Source organism: Allomuricauda sp. M10, assembly GCF_020782875.1.
Taxonomy (GTDB): domain Bacteria; phylum Bacteroidota; class Bacteroidia; order Flavobacteriales; family Flavobacteriaceae; genus Flagellimonas.
This window is the reverse complement of record NZ_JAJGBN010000008.1, coordinates 1-15,727: the sequence shown is the minus strand read 5'-3', so window position 1 is coordinate 15,727 and position 15,727 is coordinate 1. Positions and strand designations below refer to the sequence as shown.

Here is a 15,727-nt window from a genome sequence, read left to right as displayed (position 1 = left end):
GTACTTGTTGCTTCAAAGATAAAACAGATCATTCAGATTCGTCCAAATAATCATCAATGTCCCTCCGGTCCTTTTTGGTGGGTCGGCCCAATCCCTTTTTGCGGTAATGGGTCTTGGCATGCTGCAGCAGTTCGGTATGTTCAAAGGCCTCTTTTGGAGTAGTGTCCTTTCGGTAAATATCCACCAATTTGGCCCCAACTCGACTTTCAGGAAGATCGAGCACCGTCAGTTGATAATCCACCTGATCCTTTCTTACAATGATCTTATCCATCGGGTAGACCTCCCTAGATGCTTTGATCGCGGCCCCGTTTACCTTCACCTGTCCTTTTTTAACGGCTGTGGCGGCAAGGTTCCGGGTTTTGTAATATCTGGTACACCAAAGGTACTTGTCAATACGCATGTCTTCGCAATTCTTTGTTAACGGACAAAGCAAAAATAACGGAAAATTGTATCTTGCGCAGCTAAATGACAAACTTGATGAAGTACCGGATTTTAGTTTCTTTGATTTTTGTAACGGTTGTTTTTTCGTGTAAAAAGGATGATGATGGGATTGTGGAAGTACCGCCAAGTCTATTGAGCGATGTGGCTCCCGAGGACGATGCAACGATCAAAGAATTTCTGAATACACATTTCTACAACTACGAGGATTTTGATGAACTGACCATGCCTGAAGGATTTGATTATAAAATTGTGATCGATACCTTGGCCGGGGATAATGCAGGTAAACGCTCTTTGATGGAGGATGCACAATCCGTAAAGATTAAAGTAAATTCAGATTATTTGGGATTGAGCGCTGGCGAAGAGGATATTGAACATACCCTTTACTATATTGTCGTAAGAGAAGGTGGAGGCGGAAGCCCTACGTTTGCCGATTCTACTTTGGTCCGTTACCAAGGTTCCCTTTTGAACGGAAATTTGTTCGATGAAAGCCAGGATTTTATTTGGCAAGAACTTCCCGTTACAGTGCGAGGGTATGGTAATGGTGTGGCAATGTTGAATGCTGGAACCGAAGACCAGATCGTAGAAAATGGGGATGGTACCTATGATATTTTGAACAGTGGAATGGGGATATTGGTCATTCCTTCTGGTTTGGCCTATTTCAATAGATCAGGTTCTTCCCTCATACCAAGTTATTCCCCTATTTTGTTTAAAGTGGAGTTGGGACTGTATGTAGAAGATACTGACTTGGACAATGATGGTATCCCTTCTATTGAGGAAGATTTGAATGGGAATGGTTATTTATATGATGATAATACTGACGAAGATAGTTTTTCTAATTTCAGGGATGCGGATGATGATGGTGATGGAGTTTCAACGCGAAAAGAAATCTCCGATGATAACGGAAATATTATAAAACCCTACCCGGACAAGGATGGGGACGGAGTTCCGGATTACTTAGATCCAGATACCAATTAAGCATAAAAAAGCCCGATGATTTCATCGGGCTTTTTATTTTTTATGAGCAAGTTTTTACAACTTAAGGGAAAGGGCAAAAATAACCTGTGAAGGTCTGGAATCTACCCTTCCGGAAATATCGGTAACATTATTCCCGATGAACTCGGCCTCATTTTCAGAGAAACCACGTTCATAGCGAACATCCAATCCAATTTTACCAAGGTTTACGCCAACACCGGCATTCAAACCAACGGTAAAGTCGTTTTTAACGTCCTCTACCTCCAAATCGCCCAAATCGTTTTTCAAGGTGTATTGAAAAGCGGGGCCTGCAAAAATGTGCAAAGGACCGATCAGTTTATACCCTAACAGTACGGGCATATCCAATTTGGAAATGTCATAATCCTGGGAATCTCCATCAACTTCATAAGAACTTTTGGTCTTGGAATATACCAATTCAGGTCTCAAATAAATTTTTGGGAAGTCCAACTTTCCCCAGAAACCAACATGATAACCGGCCTTACCTTCGGCACCTTCAATAATGTCCTGTCCGCCATCGCCAACAGAGCTGATCAAATCACCATTTTTGTTATAAGATAAACCGGCTTTAATACCGAATCCGGAGCCACTTTGGGCAAATGCAGTAGCACCAAACAGTGCAAACACTGCTACTAGAAGCGTTTTTTTCATAAAATGTTCTTTTTTAGAGGTTGAAGTATATCAATAATGATACCGGAAACTATTTCCGCTTCAACACTCTTAAAACGGCTTCTTCTATGGCTTTATTGTTCAAACCGTACTTCTCCATAAGCTGTTCGGGGGTGCCACTTTCTCCAAAAGTGTCCTTTGTGGCCACTAGTTCTTGTGGAGCAGGATGGTGCATCGCCAATACACCTGACACGCTTTCTCCCAAACCGCCCAAGTAATTGTGTTCCTCAGCAGTCACCACACATCCTGTTTTCTTTACGGAATCCAAAATGGCCTCTTCATCCAAAGGTTTAATGGTGTGTATGTTGATGACTTCAGCTGAGATTCCTTGGTTTTCCAAACGTTCAGCGGCAATAAGTGCTTCCCATACCAAATGTCCGGTGGCAATGATGGTCACATCGGTTCCTTCGTTGAGCATTAAAGCTTTTCCTATTTCGAATTTTTGGTCAACAGGGGTGAAGTTGGCCACTTTGGGTCGTCCAAAACGTAGGTAAACCGGACCGTGGTGCTCTGCTATGGCAATGGTGGCAGCTTTGGTCTGGTTAAAATCACAAGGATTGATAACCGTCATCCCAGGTAGCATCTTCATCAACCCGATGTCCTCTAGAATTTGATGCGTTGCACCATCTTCACCAAGGGTAAGACCCGCGTGGGAGGCACATATTTTTACGTTTTTATCCGAATAGGCAATAGATTGACGGATTTGATCATAGACCCTTCCTGTGGCAAAGTTGGCAAAAGATGAGGCAAACGGGATCTTACCACCAATGGTCAAGCCTGCTGCAATCCCCATCATGTTGGCCTCGGCAATCCCCACTTGAAAAAATCTTTCCGGACTTTCCTCAATGAAGGTTTCAATCTTCAATGATCCCACCAAATCGGCACAAAGGGCCACCACGTTTGGATTGGTTCTTCCCAGTTCCGTCATTCCGGCACCATAGCCGCTTCGGGTATCTTGTTTTCCTTGATCTGTATATTTAGTCATGGTGTGTTTTTCTGAAATTAATAATCGCCTAGGGTTTCTGGATTCTGTGCCAAAGCCGTGGCCAACTGCTCATCACTTGGCGCTTTACCGTGCCAAGCATGGGTGTGCATCATAAAGTCAACACCGTTGCCCATTTCCGTGGTCATCACAATGCAAACCGGTTTTCCTTTTCCGGTTCTAGATTTGGCTTCCTTCAATCCGGCCACTACCTGGTCAAGATCATTTCCGTTTGCAATCTCCATAACGTCCCATCCGAATACTTTGAATTTTTCGGCAACATCGCCCAAAGGCAATACTTTTTCTGTAGGGCCATCTATCTGTTGACCATTTCTGTCCACAGTGGCGATAAGGTTATCAACCTTGTTCCCGGATGCGTACATAATGGCTTCCCAGTTTTGACCTTCCTGAAGTTCCCCATCACCATGGAGACTGAATACCAAATGATTGTCTCCGTTTAATTTTTTGGCCAAAGCGGCACCAATGGCAACGGACATTCCCTGACCCAAAGATCCAGAGGCAATACGTACTCCGGGCAATCCTTCATGAGTGGTAGGGTGGCCTTGCAATCTTGAATTGATCAATCGAAAAGTGTTCAGTTCCTCGATCGGGAAATACCCTCTGCGTGCCAAGACACTGTAAAAAACAGGGGAAATGTGTCCATTGGACAAAAAGAAAAGGTCTTCTCCGATTCCGTCCATATCAAATCCCTCTTTAAGGTCCATTACCTCATTGTAAAGCGCAACAAGGAACTCGGTACAGCCCAATGAGCCACCGGGGTGCCCTGAATTTACCTTATGGACCATACGTAAGATGTCCCTTCTGACCTGATAGACCAGGTCTTGCAATTCTTGATTTTTTGCCATTGTTTTCAATTTATCTTTCAAAAGTAAAGGCTATCATCCTTTTATACAAGTGTAAAAAACACATTTATTAACCAAAAGTAGACCAAAACTTTATTTTTTTGTTAAGGGTTAAGGAAAAGGAGTTGGTTATATTTGCGGTTTTAAACGTACGAGTTGGATTTTACCTTAATTCATAAAGATAGCAAAAGTAAGGCAAGGGCGGGAGAAATAACAACGGATCATGGAAATATCCAGACCCCAATTTTTATGCCCGTGGGAACGGTGGCTTCCGTAAAGGGAGTACACCAAAGAGAATTGAAGGAAGAGATCGATCCCGATATCATTTTGGGGAACACCTATCACCTTTATTTACGCCCCAATACCGGTATTTTGGAAGAGGCCGGTGGCCTGCACAAATTTATGGGTTGGGACCGAAACATCTTGACCGATAGTGGGGGATATCAGGTGTATTCACTTTCCAGTAATAGGAAAATAAAGGAAGAAGGAGTAAAGTTCAAGTCGCATATTGATGGCTCTCACCATTTTTTCACTCCAGAAAATGTAATGGAGATCCAACGCACCATAGGTGCAGACATCATCATGGCTTTTGATGAATGTACTCCGTACCCCTGTGATTACCAATACGCCAAGCGTTCCATGCATTTGACCCATAGATGGTTGGACAGATGCATCAACCATTTGGAAAAACTTCCCTTTAAATATGGGTATTCCCAAACCTTTTTTCCAATTGTTCAGGGGTCAACCTATAAGGATTTGAGAAAACAATCCGCCGAATATATTGCTTCGGTAGGAGCGGAGGGGAATGCCATTGGTGGACTTTCAGTAGGTGAACCTGCGGAGGAAATGTATGAAATGGCAGAATTGGTCTGTGATATTTTACCAGAAGACAAGCCCCGATATTTAATGGGTGTTGGAACGCCCATCAATATTTTGGAGAATATTGCACTGGGTGTGGACATGTTCGATTGTGTGATGCCCACCCGTAACGCCAGGAACGGTATGTTGTTCACGGCACATGGTACCATCAACATCAAAAATAAAAAGTGGGAAAACGATTTTTCCCCTATTGATGAGATGGGAATCACTTTTGTGGACACCGAATATTCCAAGGCTTATTTGAGACATTTGTTCGCCGCCAATGAATATTTGGGCAAGCAGATCGCTACCATACATAATTTAGGATTTTATCTTTGGTTGGTACGTACCGCCAGAGAACGTATTTTAGCAGGGGATTTTCTGGAATGGAAAAACCGGATGGTACAACAAATGGATAAAAGACTCTAATGCTCACCATACTCGATAGGTACATTCTAAAACGCTACTTGGTCACCTTTTTGGGGATGCTCATGCTCTTTGTACCCATTGGGATCATGGCCAACTTGGCTGAAAAGATCGGGAAAATCATCGATAACGAGGCTCCTTTGTCTGAAGTAATCGTTTTTTACGGGAACTTCACTTTGGTAATTGGAAACCTGTTGTTGCCCATTTTCCTTTTCCTGTCCATTATTTTCTTTACCTCAAAACTGGCGAGCAATACTGAAATTGTGGCCATTTTAAGTTCGGGGGTTTCGTATTGGCGATTTTTGCGCCCGTATTTTATCGGTGCTACTTTGGTCGCCTTCCTCATTTTTATGATGGGGATGTTCATCGTTCCCCATGCCAGTATCGGTTTCAATGAGTTTGAATACAAATACTTCAAAAAAGGACGCCAGGATAGGGTTACGGAAAACATTTTCAACCAGTTGAACGAAACGGATTATATCTACGTAAGCAGTTTTGATCCAAACCGCCAGATCGGCTACAATTTTACCTATGAGCATTTTGATACCATCGGAAAGTTGGATTATAAAATATCTGCGAGTAATATCAGATGGGTAGAAAACGACAGCGTGTACCGATTGACCAACTACGAGAAACGCCAAGTACGGAACGAAACGGAATACATTAACTCCAAACGCAGGTTGGATACCATTTTTGCTTTCCAGATTGATGATCTTACACCAGTTTCCTACGTGGCCGAGACCAAAAACCTTTTCGAGCTCAATGATTTTATCGAAGATCAACGTAGCAAAGGGGCATCCAACATCAATGCTTATGTACTGGTAAAATACAAACGATGGGCCCTGCCCATTGCCGCGTTTATCCTGACCGTTATTGCGGTGGCCGTATCCTCGGTAAAAAGAAGGGGAGGTATGGGACTCAATTTGGCCTTTGGTATAGGGGTGGCGTTTATATACATTTTCTTTGACAAGGTGTTCGGTACCCTAGCGGAACAATCCGGGTTTTCACCTTTGTTGGCCGTACTTATTCCCAATCTTTTGTTCGGTGCATTTGCCGTTTACATGCTGATGAAGGCCAAGCGCTAAATCGGTAAATCTATTTAAATGTTTGACGTTAAATGCCTTCCACAAGTTATTTGGATAACCTTTAATGTTATATATTTGTCCCCATTGTTTTTATTGAAAATTTCAACTTTCCATGGAATATCTAGAATTTGAACTTCCCATCAAAGAACTTGAAGAACAGCTTCAAAAATGTATGATCATTGGGGAAGAAAGTGATGTAGATGTAAGTGAAACATGTACCCAGATTGAAAAGAAACTGGAAGATACCCGAAAGGATATCTATAAAAATTTGACCGCTTGGCAAAGGGTACAACTGTCAAGACATCCCAATAGACCCTATACCATGGACTATATTCGGGCTATTTGTGGAGAGACCTTTTTGGAACTTCATGGAGACCGAAATGTGAAGGATGACAAGGCCATGATCGGTGGATTGGGCAAGATTGGTGACCAGAGCTATATGTTCATCGGTCAGCAAAAAGGATACAATACCAAAACACGACAGTTCCGAAACTTTGGTATGGCCAACCCAGAAGGGTACAGAAAGGCACTTAGGTTAATGAAATCTGCCGAAAAATTCGGAATCCCAGTGGTGAGCTTTATTGATACCCCTGGTGCCTATCCAGGTATCGAAGCAGAAGAAAGAGGACAAGGTGAGGCCATTGCTCGAAATATTCTGGAAATGACCCGACTTAAAGTGCCTATCATTGTAGTCATTATTGGTGAAGGAGCTTCCGGTGGCGCCTTGGGTATTGGAGTAGGTGATAAGGTACTGATGTTGGAAAACACATGGTACTCCGTTATTTCACCTGAATCCTGTTCATCCATTTTGTGGAGGAGCTGGGAATATAAAGAACAAGCTGCCGATGCGTTAAAATTGACCGCTGCCGATATGAAGAAGCAGAAGTTGGTCGATGAGATCGTAAAAGAACCACTTGGTGGTGCACATTCCAATAGGGATAAGACTTTTGAAATCGTAAAAAACAAAATTTCGTCCCATTACGAGGAACTTAAAAAGTTATCACCAAAAGAACTGGTCAAGTCTCGCATGGATAAATACTGTGAAATGGGCGTCTTCGACGAATAAGTCATGGTTTTCAGAGGTTAACCTTTTGAATTAGGTTAAATCCTGCATTTTTTTTATGTTATCAACAGGTATTTTTAGTTATCAACATTTTATTTGTTGAGTACCTGTGGAAATCGCCTCCGTCAATTTTAAAGTTAACTAAAGGTTAATTAGCTACTTTCGCATTCATGGACAAGCCTAGCCCCGTCATCGGACACCGAGTGGACAAATCTACTCTTATTAGCCTTGAAAAAGGAAAAATACCACCTCAAGCTGTTGATTTAGAGGAGGTTGTGTTGGGTGCTATGATGATTGACAAAAAGGGTGTGGATGAAGTAATCGATATTCTTCATCAGGATGTGTTCTACAAGGATGCCCACAAATATATTTATGAGGCCATCTTCAAATTGTTCGAATCCTCCGAACCAGTGGATTTATTAACCGTTTCCTCGCAATTAAAGAAAGATGGTAAGCTAGAAGCCGCTGGAGGGGATTTTTATCTCATAAAACTCACCCAAAAGGTAGCTTCTTCGGCGCATATTGAGTTCCACGCCAGGATTATTCTCCAAAAGTATATTCAAAGGAGCCTCATTAAAATTTCCAGTGAAATTATTGAGGACGCTTATAGCGATTCCACCGATGTTTTCGATTTGTTGGATAACGCAGAAGCAAAGCTGTACGAGGTAACCCAAGGTAATTTGAAGCGTTCTGCAGAGACAGCGCAAAACTTGGTGATCCAAGCCAAAAAGAAAATTGAGGAAATTTCCAACAAAGAAGGGCTAAGCGGAATCCCATCCGGCTTTGACAAGCTAGATCGGTTGACTTCTGGTTGGCAACCAAGTGATTTGATCATTGTGGCGGCAAGGCCAGGTATGGGTAAAACGGCATTGACATTGTCTATGGCGCGTAATATTGCCGTTAATTCAGGTAATGGAGTTGCTTTTTTCTCCTTGGAGATGTCATCGGTACAGTTGATTACCCGTTTAATTTCTTCGGAAACTGGACTTTCTTCAGAAAAATTGAGGACCGGTAAATTGGAAAAACACGAGTGGGAGCAATTGAACGTAAAGGTAAAAGCCTTGGAAAAAGCGCCTTTGTTCATTGATGATACTCCTTCACTTTCCATTTTCGACCTACGTGCCAAAGCACGCCGATTGGCTTCGCAACATAAAATAAAGCTTATAATCATCGATTACTTGCAGTTGATGACGGCAGGTGGTAGCCAAAAAGGAGGTAACCGTGAACAGGAGATTTCCACCATTTCCCGTAACCTGAAAGCTTTGGCCAAAGAATTGGATGTTCCGGTCATTGCCCTTTCACAGCTTTCAAGGGCAGTGGAGACCCGTGGTGGCAGCAAACGCCCGATCCTTTCCGACCTTAGGGAATCCGGTGCCATTGAACAGGATGCGGATATTGTATCCTTTATCTACAGGCCAGAATACTATAAAATTGACGAATGGGACGATGAGGAACGCACCCCTACCCAAGGTCAAGCGGAGTTCATTGTGGCCAAGCACCGTAATGGTGGTCTGGATAATATTAGGTTAAAATTTGTGGGTGCTCTGGGTAAATTTGATAACTTGGATGACTTTGATTCCCCATTCGAATTCCAATCGAAGATGAATGCGGACGAAGAAAATCCCTTTGCAACGCCAAAGTTCCCTAGTGCGAACGAAGCATTTGGCAGCGCAATGAACAGTGACGATGACCCAGATGATAACGACGTACCGTTCTAAAATACTTCAACTTTTGTCGCCTCGAGCGAAGTCGAGAGGTCTTCTTTTTCTTGTTTTTTTATTTTCATTGCAGTCCTTCGCCTCCGTCATTCTTATTCCTATGGATGCCGAAGGCCAGGAAAATCACTTGAAAGCATACGGAATTACCTATTGGGTGCTTTCCAAACAACAAAAAGTACAATGGTTGCTCAACTACCGCGGAGGTTCTTTTTTGTTACCTGATGGAGATGCCATACGAAAGGAATGCCAGATCAGGGGAGTTTCTTTTGAAGTATTAACTGATGGGCAGGCAGAACAGATTTTGGATGAAATCAGCAGTCCATCGCAAAACCAAGATGCTGTAGTCTTGGAAAAAGCCCCTCAGATTGCGGTGTATTCCCCAAAGGAAAACCAACCTTGGGACGATGCCGTTACCATGGTGCTTACTTATGCCGAAATTCCCTATACCACCATTTATGATGAGGAAGTTTTGGGAGATAAATTGGCTTTGTACGATTGGTTGCACCTACATCATGAAGACTTTACGGGTCAATACGGACGGTTTTATGGACATTACCGTTCCGCGCCTTGGTATATTGAAGCCAAGGAAGATGCTGAGGCATTGGCCCAAAAATTAGGCTTTTCCAAAGTGTCCGATGAGAAGTTGGCTGTAGCCCTAAAGATTAGGAATTATGTAATAGGTGGCGGGTTCATGTTCGCCATGTGTTCTGCAACCGACAGTTTTGACATTGCTTTGGCCGCCGAAAATGTGGACATCTGCGAACCTATGTTCGATGGGGATCCCTCGGATGCCAATTATCAGGCTAAACTCGATTTTGGAAACACTTTTGCATTTACCAATTTTATTCTTGAACGGAACCCATTGCGTTATGAGTTTTCTTCCATAGATATGACCAACAGGCGTGGCAACGTTCAAAAGGAATCCGATTATTTTTCATTGATGGAATTTTCGGCCAAATGGGATCCCGTGCCTACCATGTTAACGCAGAACCATACCAGTTTGGTGAAAGGCTTTATGGGGCAGACTACGGCCTTTACTAGGGATGAAATTAAACCGACGGTAATGGTTTTGGGTGAAAACAAGATCAATGGAGAGGCCCGTTATATACATGGCATAAAAGGGAAGGGCTTTTTTACGTTTTATGGAGGCCATGATCCCGAAGATTACCAACACAGGGTAGGGGACCCCAAAACGGAACTGGACCTGCATCCCACTTCGCCGGGCTATCGTTTGATATTGAACAATGTTTTATTCCCCGCCGCAAGGAAGAAAAAGCAGAAAACCTAGAGTAATTTTTCCAAAATCCGTTCTACGCCAAAATCGTTGTTGCTAGTGGTTTTGTATTTGGCTGCTTTTAGCACATTGGGGTGGGCATTTGCCATCGCAAAACTATATTCGGAAAGTTCCAACATTTCTAGGTCATTATTGTAATCCCCGAAAACAATAATCTCGTGGGGCGCTACATTGTGCTGCTCCATCACTTTTTGCAAGGCATAACCTTTGTGAGCGTTCATGTCGGATACGTCTACCCAATTGGCCCCGGATACTTTTACCTTCAGTTCACTTTCCAAATGTTTCACTGCCGGATATATGAACCTTTCTGAGCTTTCAAAATGATAAATGGCAATTTTTAGGACTTCTTCATCTACTCGGGATTGGTCTCTTACTATCTGAAATTCGGAGTAATATTCCTTCAACATGGTGATGAAGGCATCAGAATCCCCACACACAAAGGCGTTGTTCTGGCAACAGAGTACCGGGTGTACATTTTCCAAAGGGGCTACGGTTTCCAAAATGCGGTTTACTTCAGACCCATCAATAGGGGTGGTAAGCAAAACTTTCCCCTGTTGTTTTACCAAGGCGCCATTTTCGGCTATCACAATAATCTCATCCTTAATGGAATCCAACTTGTCCACCATACTGTGGTATTGTCTTCCGCTGGCGGCAACAAAGGTGATGTTCCTTTTTTGCAGTTCTTTGAAAATTTCAAAGAAACGTGGGCTCACTTCGTGGTTGGAATTCAACAAAGTGCCGTCCATGTCGGAAACAACCATTTTTATCTGTGATAGGTCCATGCTAAAAAAATTAAGCTGCAAAGGTATTCCCTTCCAATCAAAGAATCATGGTTGTTTGGTAAAGTTTGTATTATTTTCGTGCGGAACCAGTACCATGACCATGCAATTTTATCAAAAGGAAATACAATTGAGACCCTTCAAGCGAGGCTTTCATTTAATCACGGAAACCGTTTTGGAGTCATTGCTAGAGATCAGTAAAATTGAAACGGGAATGTTACAGGTATTCATCAAACATACATCTGCCAGTTTAACGATCAATGAAAATGCCGATCCAACCGTTCGTACGGATTTTGAAAGTCATATGAATAAGATGGTACCCGAGAACGCTCCTTATTATGTGCACAATTACGAAGGGCCAGATGATATGCCTGCACATATCAAGGCATCTTTGATGGGAGCCTCGGTTCAGATTCCGATTACTCGTGGACGATTGAATATGGGAATTTGGCAGGGAATTTATCTTTGTGAACACCGCAACCACGCCTCAGGAAGAAGGTTGGTCATCACTGCTTTTGGACTGTAAGCAATCGTCAATGTACAATTTTCAATAAACAATTCAATTAGTTGAAGTTGAGTATAATTTTTTTGTTCTTCTAATTTTTGCAGAAAGAAAGGCAGATGCATTAGAGCCAATTCGAATAATTCGTGTCAACCAGTTTTAGGCTAGAAATAAAAAATCCCGCACTAGGCGGGATTTTTAATAAGCGGGGTAAGTTTATATTGATTTTTATTTTACTCTTTCCACGATGGCCTTGAAGGCATCAGGGTGGTTCATGGCCAAATCCGCAAGAACTTTTCTGTTAAGTTCGATTCCGTTGGATTTGATTTTTCCCATGAATTGAGAGTAAGACATTCCGTGCAATCTGGTACCGGCGTTGATACGGGTAATCCATAGGGAACGGAAGTTACGTTTTTTGGTCTTTCTATCGCGGTAAGCATATAGCATTGCTTTTTCTACCGCATTTTTGGCTACTGTCCAAACGTTTTTACGTCTTCCAAAGTAACCTTTGGCCTGCTTCATCACTTTTTTTCTCCTAGCGCGTGAAGCAACTGAATTTACTGATCTTGGCATAATGTTTCATTTTTTTGTAGTAGGCGTCCCAAAAACGGGAACTTTAATGGCCTAACTCCAGGGTTAATAAATAATGTACCGATTGAACAATTATTTTAAACGCAATTGTTCCAATACGCTGTTCTCATCTGATGGGTGCACCAACGTGGAATGAGTCAGCTTTAGCTTACGCTTTTTAGACTTTTTGGTCAAGATGTGACTCTTAAAAGCGTGCTTTCTCTTGATTTTACCAGAACCGGTAAGCTTAAAACGCTTTTTGGCACTGGATTTTGTTTTCATCTTAGGCATTTTCCTAGTTTTTAACTCCGCTTATTATTATGCTGAACAATGGTTCAGTATTTTTTATTTCTTGTTTGGCTTGGGAGCGATGAACATGGTCATACGCTTTCCTTCCAATTTAGGCATTTGCTCCACTTTGCCCCATTCTTCCAATTCTTGGGCTAGTTTGAGCAACAAAATTTCACCTTGGTCCTTGTAAACGATGGAACGTCCCTTAAAGAACACATAGGCTTTCAGTTTGGCACCTTCCTTCAAGAATTTTTCTGCATGTCGCTTCTTGAAGTCATAATCATGGTCATCCGTCTGTGGACCAAACCTAATTTCCTTGATGATAACTTTGGTTGCCTTGGCCTTTAGGGCTTTGTCCCTTTTCTTTTGTTCGTAAAGGAACTTTTTGTAATCGATAATCTTACAAACGGGAGGATTGGCATTAGGTGAAATTTCCACCAAATCCAATTCCTGTTCGTTGGCCATTTCCATTGCTCTTGCAATGGGGTAAACACCCATCTCCACATTATCGCCCACCAACCTTACTTCGCGGGCTTTAATTTTTTCATTGATATTGTGAGGGTTTTTGTTTTCCCTCTGTGGTTGGGGCTTAAATTTTCTTCGTATTGCTATGACGTATACTTTTTAGTTAAACTTGATTTTTAGAACGACTTTAAGGTACTATTTATTTCAGTAGATACCAAGTCGGAAAATGTATCGGTGCTCAGGCTGCCCAAATCCTCTCCTCCATGTCTTCTTACCGATATGGTTCCGGAAGCTTCTTCCTGCTCCCCGACGATCAACATGAACGGGATTTTTTTGAGTTCTGCCTCACGGATTTTTTTCCCTACCGTTTCATTCCTCTTATCAATGAGCGCGCGAATTTCGTTATTTTCTAGTGAATTCAAAACTTTTTCGGCATATTTTTCATGTTTCTCACTGACGGGCAATACAATAGCTTGTACCGGAATGAGCCACAGCGGGAAGTTGCCCCCAGTGTGTTCCAGCAATAACGCCACAAAACGCTCCATACTGCCAAAAGGTGCTCGGTGGATCATAACGGGGCGGTGCAATTCATTGTCACTTCCTTTATAGGTAAGGTCAAAACGTTTCGGTAGGTTATAATCAACCTGAATGGTACCCAACTGCCAGTTACGGCCAAGGGCATCCTTCACCATAAAGTCGAGCTTTGGTCCGTAAAAAGCGGCTTCACCACTTTCAACCACATATTTCAATCCTTTTTCCTCAGCTGCATCAATAATGGCCTGTTCAGCTTTCTCCCAATCCTCGGCATTTCCTATGTATTTTTCAGGATGTTCCAAGTCGCGTACCGAAACCTGGGCCGTAAAATTATTGAAGCCCAAAGAATTCAATACATATAAGGTAAGGTCGATGACATTTTTGAACTCGTCGTTCAACTGTTCGTTGGTGCAAAAAATGTGGGCATCATCCTGCGTAAACCCTCGTACACGGGTAAGACCGTGTAACTCCCCACTTTGTTCATACCTATATACAGTACCGAATTCAGCATAACGTTTTGGCAAATCTTTATAACTGAATGGATGACTGTTGTAGATTTCGCAGTGATGCGGACAGTTCATCGGTTTCAATAAAAACTCCTCATCTTCTTTTGGGGTACGTATAGGTTGAAAGCTATCTGCACCATATTTGGCATAATGCCCAGAAGTAACATACAATTCTTTTTGCCCGATATGGGGAGTGACCACCATTTCATAACCGGCCTTCTTTTGTGCCTTCTTTAAAAACTGTTCCAAACGTTCCCTTAGTGCTGCACCCTTGGGCAACCACAAAGGAAGGCCTTGTCCTACTTTCTGTGAGAACGTAAAAAGTTCCAGTTCTTTACCTAATTTACGGTGGTCCCTTTTTTTTGCCTCTTCCAAAAGTTCAAGGTAATCGGTCAGCTCTTTTTGCTTAGGAAAAGAAATACCATATACCCTGGTCAATTGTTTGTTTTTTTCATCACCACGCCAATAGGCCCCGGCAACGCTCAACAACTTTATGGCTTTTATGATTCCGGTGTTTGGAATGTGTCCACCACGACAAAGGTCGGTAAAGGTGCTATGGTCGCAAAAGGTAATGGTTCCGTCCTCCAGGTTTTCAATAAGCTCTACCTTATATTCATTGCCTTGGTTCTTGTAATAGTTAAGGGCATCTGCTTTGGAAACGCTCCTCATGTTGTAGTCAAACTTCCCGCGGGCAATTTCCAAGGCTTTCTTTTCAATTTCGGGTAAATCCTTTTCTGAGATGGATTGGTCACCAAAATCAACATCATAATAAAACCCGCTGTCAATAGCTGGCCCAATGGTCAGCTTAATGCCTGGGTACATTTCCTCCAAAGCTTGAGCCACCACATGCGATGTGGAATGCCAGAAAGCTTTTTTTCCCTCATCATCGTTCCATGTATATAAGGTAAGGGAGCCATTTTCCGTTAAAGGGGTTGTGGTCTCCACAGTTGTATCATTGAATTTGGCTGAAATAACATTTCTGGCCAAGCCTTCACTGATACCTTTGGCAATGCCCATGGGCGTAGTTCCCTTTTCTACTTCTTTTACAGCACCATCTGGTAGTGTGATCTTTATCATGTGGTTTAAACTTCTAAGTTTTACTTTGGAGAGGACAAAGATAATATCTTGTATAGATGTTACAATACCTACACATTATATATGCATGAATATTCTACTTGGAATAAAGTGGATTTAATTGGCTTTTTCGACTTGATGTTACAAGAAAGGTTTGGTTGTTTTGAAGTTTTAAAAAAAGTTGTATTTTTATAGGCTTTGTTTTCAGTGACTTGAATGTAAATATGCTGCAAAGGCAAAAAAAACTCTTGTATATTATGGAAAGCGTGTTACATTTGCAGCCCGAAAAACAACAAAGGGTTTGTTTTTAGGTTAGTACAAAAGCTCATTGACATGCTGTTTTGATAAGTCGGAAAGGCTTGAAAAAAAATATCAAATAAAGCATTGTGTAATCAAAAAAAGCATTTTACATTTGCAGCCCGAAAAACACCGAGGTGTTTTGGGAAAAAGTTCTTGTAAAATGATTGTTTTGAGATAAAGAAAAAGCTTGAAAATATTTTTAAAAAAGCTTGCTGGTTTAAAAAACAGTTGTACATTTGCAGCCGCTTAACCGATAAGGTTATGTGGACAAAGCCGAGAGAGGATTGATTTAATGAGATTGACTCGGTATTAGAATA

Annotated in this window: 16 protein-coding genes; 7 read left to right on the top strand and 9 right to left on the bottom strand. The window is 42.1% G+C overall.

Features of this window, described 5'->3' with window-relative positions:
* Nucleotides 1-28: 28 nt before the first annotated feature.
* Complete coding sequence (locus LKX84_RS16495) at nt 29-400, bottom strand: RNA-binding S4 domain-containing protein (RefSeq protein ID WP_228238582.1); 372 nt, start codon at nt 398-400, stop codon at nt 29-31.
* Nucleotides 401-477: 77 nt separating this feature from the next.
* Between LKX84_RS16495 and LKX84_RS16490 the strand changes: the two genes are divergently transcribed.
* Nucleotides 478-1,416 (top strand): FKBP-type peptidyl-prolyl cis-trans isomerase, encoded by a 939-nt coding sequence (locus LKX84_RS16490; RefSeq protein ID WP_228238581.1) that lies wholly within the window; start codon nt 478-480, stop codon nt 1,414-1,416.
* Between the two features lie 54 nt (nt 1,417-1,470).
* On the opposite strand, the gene LKX84_RS16485 is transcribed toward LKX84_RS16490, so the two are convergent.
* Genes LKX84_RS16485 through LKX84_RS16475 form a run of 3 tightly spaced genes read right to left on the bottom strand, consistent with a single transcriptional unit; the run spans nt 1,471 to nt 3,948 of the window.
* Nucleotides 1,471-2,082 carry an outer membrane beta-barrel protein gene (locus tag LKX84_RS16485; protein ID WP_228238579.1) on the bottom strand — a complete coding sequence of 204 codons (612 nt, stop codon included), beginning with the start codon at nt 2,080-2,082 and terminating at the stop codon, nt 1,471-1,473.
* Between the two features lie 49 nt (nt 2,083-2,131).
* The gene (locus LKX84_RS16480) at nt 2,132-3,085 is read right to left on the bottom strand and encodes a transketolase family protein (protein ID WP_228238577.1); all 954 of its coding nucleotides are present in this window, start codon (nt 3,083-3,085) and stop codon (nt 2,132-2,134) included.
* A 17-nt stretch (nt 3,086-3,102) separates the two neighbouring features.
* Nucleotides 3,103-3,948, bottom strand: a complete 846-nt coding sequence (locus tag LKX84_RS16475) for a transketolase (protein WP_228238575.1) — start codon at nt 3,946-3,948, stop codon at nt 3,103-3,105.
* 153 nt (nt 3,949-4,101) lie between these two features.
* On the opposite strand from LKX84_RS16475, the gene tgt reads away from it, so the two are divergent.
* The 5 genes from tgt (at nt 4,102) to LKX84_RS16450 (ending at nt 10,383) form a co-directional block, all read left to right on the top strand.
* Nucleotides 4,102-5,232 (top strand): tRNA guanosine(34) transglycosylase Tgt, encoded by a 1,131-nt coding sequence (tgt, locus tag LKX84_RS16470; RefSeq protein WP_228238573.1) that lies wholly within the window; start codon nt 4,102-4,104, stop codon nt 5,230-5,232.
* Nucleotides 5,232-6,314 (top strand): LptF/LptG family permease, encoded by a 1,083-nt coding sequence (locus tag LKX84_RS16465; protein WP_228238570.1) that lies wholly within the window; start codon nt 5,232-5,234, stop codon nt 6,312-6,314. The genes tgt and LKX84_RS16465 overlap by 1 nt, the downstream gene beginning before the upstream one ends.
* A 112-nt stretch (nt 6,315-6,426) precedes the next feature.
* On the top strand, nt 6,427-7,380 hold the full coding sequence (locus tag LKX84_RS16460; RefSeq protein WP_228238568.1) for an acetyl-CoA carboxylase carboxyltransferase subunit alpha: 954 nt from the start codon (nt 6,427-6,429) through the stop codon (nt 7,378-7,380).
* A gap of 167 nt (nt 7,381-7,547) precedes the next feature.
* Nucleotides 7,548-9,095: a replicative DNA helicase gene (gene dnaB, locus LKX84_RS16455; RefSeq protein ID WP_228238567.1), complete on the top strand. Its 1,548-nt coding sequence runs from the start codon at nt 7,548-7,550 to the stop codon at nt 9,093-9,095.
* The gene (locus LKX84_RS16450) at nt 9,073-10,383 is read left to right on the top strand and encodes an asparagine synthetase B (protein ID WP_410548886.1); all 1,311 of its coding nucleotides are present in this window, start codon (nt 9,073-9,075) and stop codon (nt 10,381-10,383) included. The genes dnaB and LKX84_RS16450 overlap by 23 nt, the downstream gene beginning before the upstream one ends.
* On the opposite strand, the gene LKX84_RS16445 is transcribed toward LKX84_RS16450, so the two are convergent.
* Nucleotides 10,380-11,171 carry an HAD family hydrolase gene (locus tag LKX84_RS16445; protein WP_228238565.1) on the bottom strand — a complete coding sequence of 264 codons (792 nt, stop codon included), beginning with the start codon at nt 11,169-11,171 and terminating at the stop codon, nt 10,380-10,382. The genes LKX84_RS16450 and LKX84_RS16445 overlap by 4 nt on opposite strands.
* A 100-nt stretch (nt 11,172-11,271) precedes the next feature.
* Between LKX84_RS16445 and LKX84_RS16440 the strand changes: the two genes are divergently transcribed.
* The gene (locus LKX84_RS16440) at nt 11,272-11,694 is read left to right on the top strand and encodes a secondary thiamine-phosphate synthase enzyme YjbQ (protein WP_228238742.1); all 423 of its coding nucleotides are present in this window, start codon (nt 11,272-11,274) and stop codon (nt 11,692-11,694) included.
* A 204-nt stretch (nt 11,695-11,898) separates the two neighbouring features.
* Here the strand turns inward: LKX84_RS16440 and rplT are convergent, their stop codons facing one another.
* The 4 genes from rplT to thrS form a co-directional block, all read right to left on the bottom strand.
* Nucleotides 11,899-12,243, bottom strand: coding sequence for a 50S ribosomal protein L20 (gene rplT, locus LKX84_RS16435; protein ID WP_163636424.1), 345 nt, complete (start codon nt 12,241-12,243; stop codon nt 11,899-11,901).
* 90 nt (nt 12,244-12,333) lie between these two features.
* The gene (gene rpmI / locus LKX84_RS16430; RefSeq protein ID WP_072879913.1) at nt 12,334-12,531 is read right to left on the bottom strand and encodes a 50S ribosomal protein L35; all 198 of its coding nucleotides are present in this window, start codon (nt 12,529-12,531) and stop codon (nt 12,334-12,336) included.
* A gap of 54 nt (nt 12,532-12,585) precedes the next feature.
* Nucleotides 12,586-13,137, bottom strand: a complete 552-nt coding sequence (infC, locus tag LKX84_RS16425) for a translation initiation factor IF-3 (protein WP_317206483.1) — start codon at nt 13,135-13,137, stop codon at nt 12,586-12,588.
* 35 nt (nt 13,138-13,172) lie between these two features.
* Nucleotides 13,173-15,113, bottom strand: coding sequence for a threonine--tRNA ligase (thrS, locus tag LKX84_RS16420; RefSeq protein ID WP_228238564.1), 1,941 nt, complete (start codon nt 15,111-15,113; stop codon nt 13,173-13,175).
* Between the last annotated feature and the right edge of the window lie 614 nt (nt 15,114-15,727).

Bases quoted from the DNA above. Each gene is read 5' to 3' on its own strand.
- LKX84_RS16485 (WP_228238579.1), bottom strand. From the start codon at position 2,082: ATGAAAAAAACGCTTCTAGTAGCAGTGTTTGCACTGTTTGGTGCTACT.
- LKX84_RS16495 (WP_228238582.1), bottom strand. From the start codon at position 400: ATGCGTATTGACAAGTACCTTTGGTGTACCAGATATTACAAAACCCGG.
- LKX84_RS16445 (WP_228238565.1), bottom strand. From the start codon at position 11,171: ATGGACCTATCACAGATAAAAATGGTTGTTTCCGACATGGACGGCACT.
- LKX84_RS16475 (WP_228238575.1), bottom strand. From the start codon at position 3,948: ATGGCAAAAAATCAAGAATTGCAAGACCTGGTCTATCAGGTCAGAAGG.
- thrS (WP_228238564.1), bottom strand. From the start codon at position 15,113: ATGATAAAGATCACACTACCAGATGGTGCTGTAAAAGAAGTAGAAAAG.
- LKX84_RS16440 (WP_228238742.1), top strand. From the start codon at position 11,272: ATGCAATTTTATCAAAAGGAAATACAATTGAGACCCTTCAAGCGAGGC.
- LKX84_RS16450 (WP_410548886.1), top strand. From the start codon at position 9,073: ATGATAACGACGTACCGTTCTAAAATACTTCAACTTTTGTCGCCTCGA.
- LKX84_RS16480 (WP_228238577.1), bottom strand. From the start codon at position 3,085: ATGACTAAATATACAGATCAAGGAAAACAAGATACCCGAAGCGGCTAT.
- LKX84_RS16460 (WP_228238568.1), top strand. From the start codon at position 6,427: ATGGAATATCTAGAATTTGAACTTCCCATCAAAGAACTTGAAGAACAG.
- rpmI (WP_072879913.1), bottom strand. From the start codon at position 12,531: ATGCCTAAGATGAAAACAAAATCCAGTGCCAAAAAGCGTTTTAAGCTT.
- rplT (WP_163636424.1), bottom strand. From the start codon at position 12,243: ATGCCAAGATCAGTAAATTCAGTTGCTTCACGCGCTAGGAGAAAAAAA.
- LKX84_RS16490 (WP_228238581.1), top strand. From the start codon at position 478: ATGAAGTACCGGATTTTAGTTTCTTTGATTTTTGTAACGGTTGTTTTT.
- LKX84_RS16465 (WP_228238570.1), top strand. From the start codon at position 5,232: ATGCTCACCATACTCGATAGGTACATTCTAAAACGCTACTTGGTCACC.
- dnaB (WP_228238567.1), top strand. From the start codon at position 7,548: ATGGACAAGCCTAGCCCCGTCATCGGACACCGAGTGGACAAATCTACT.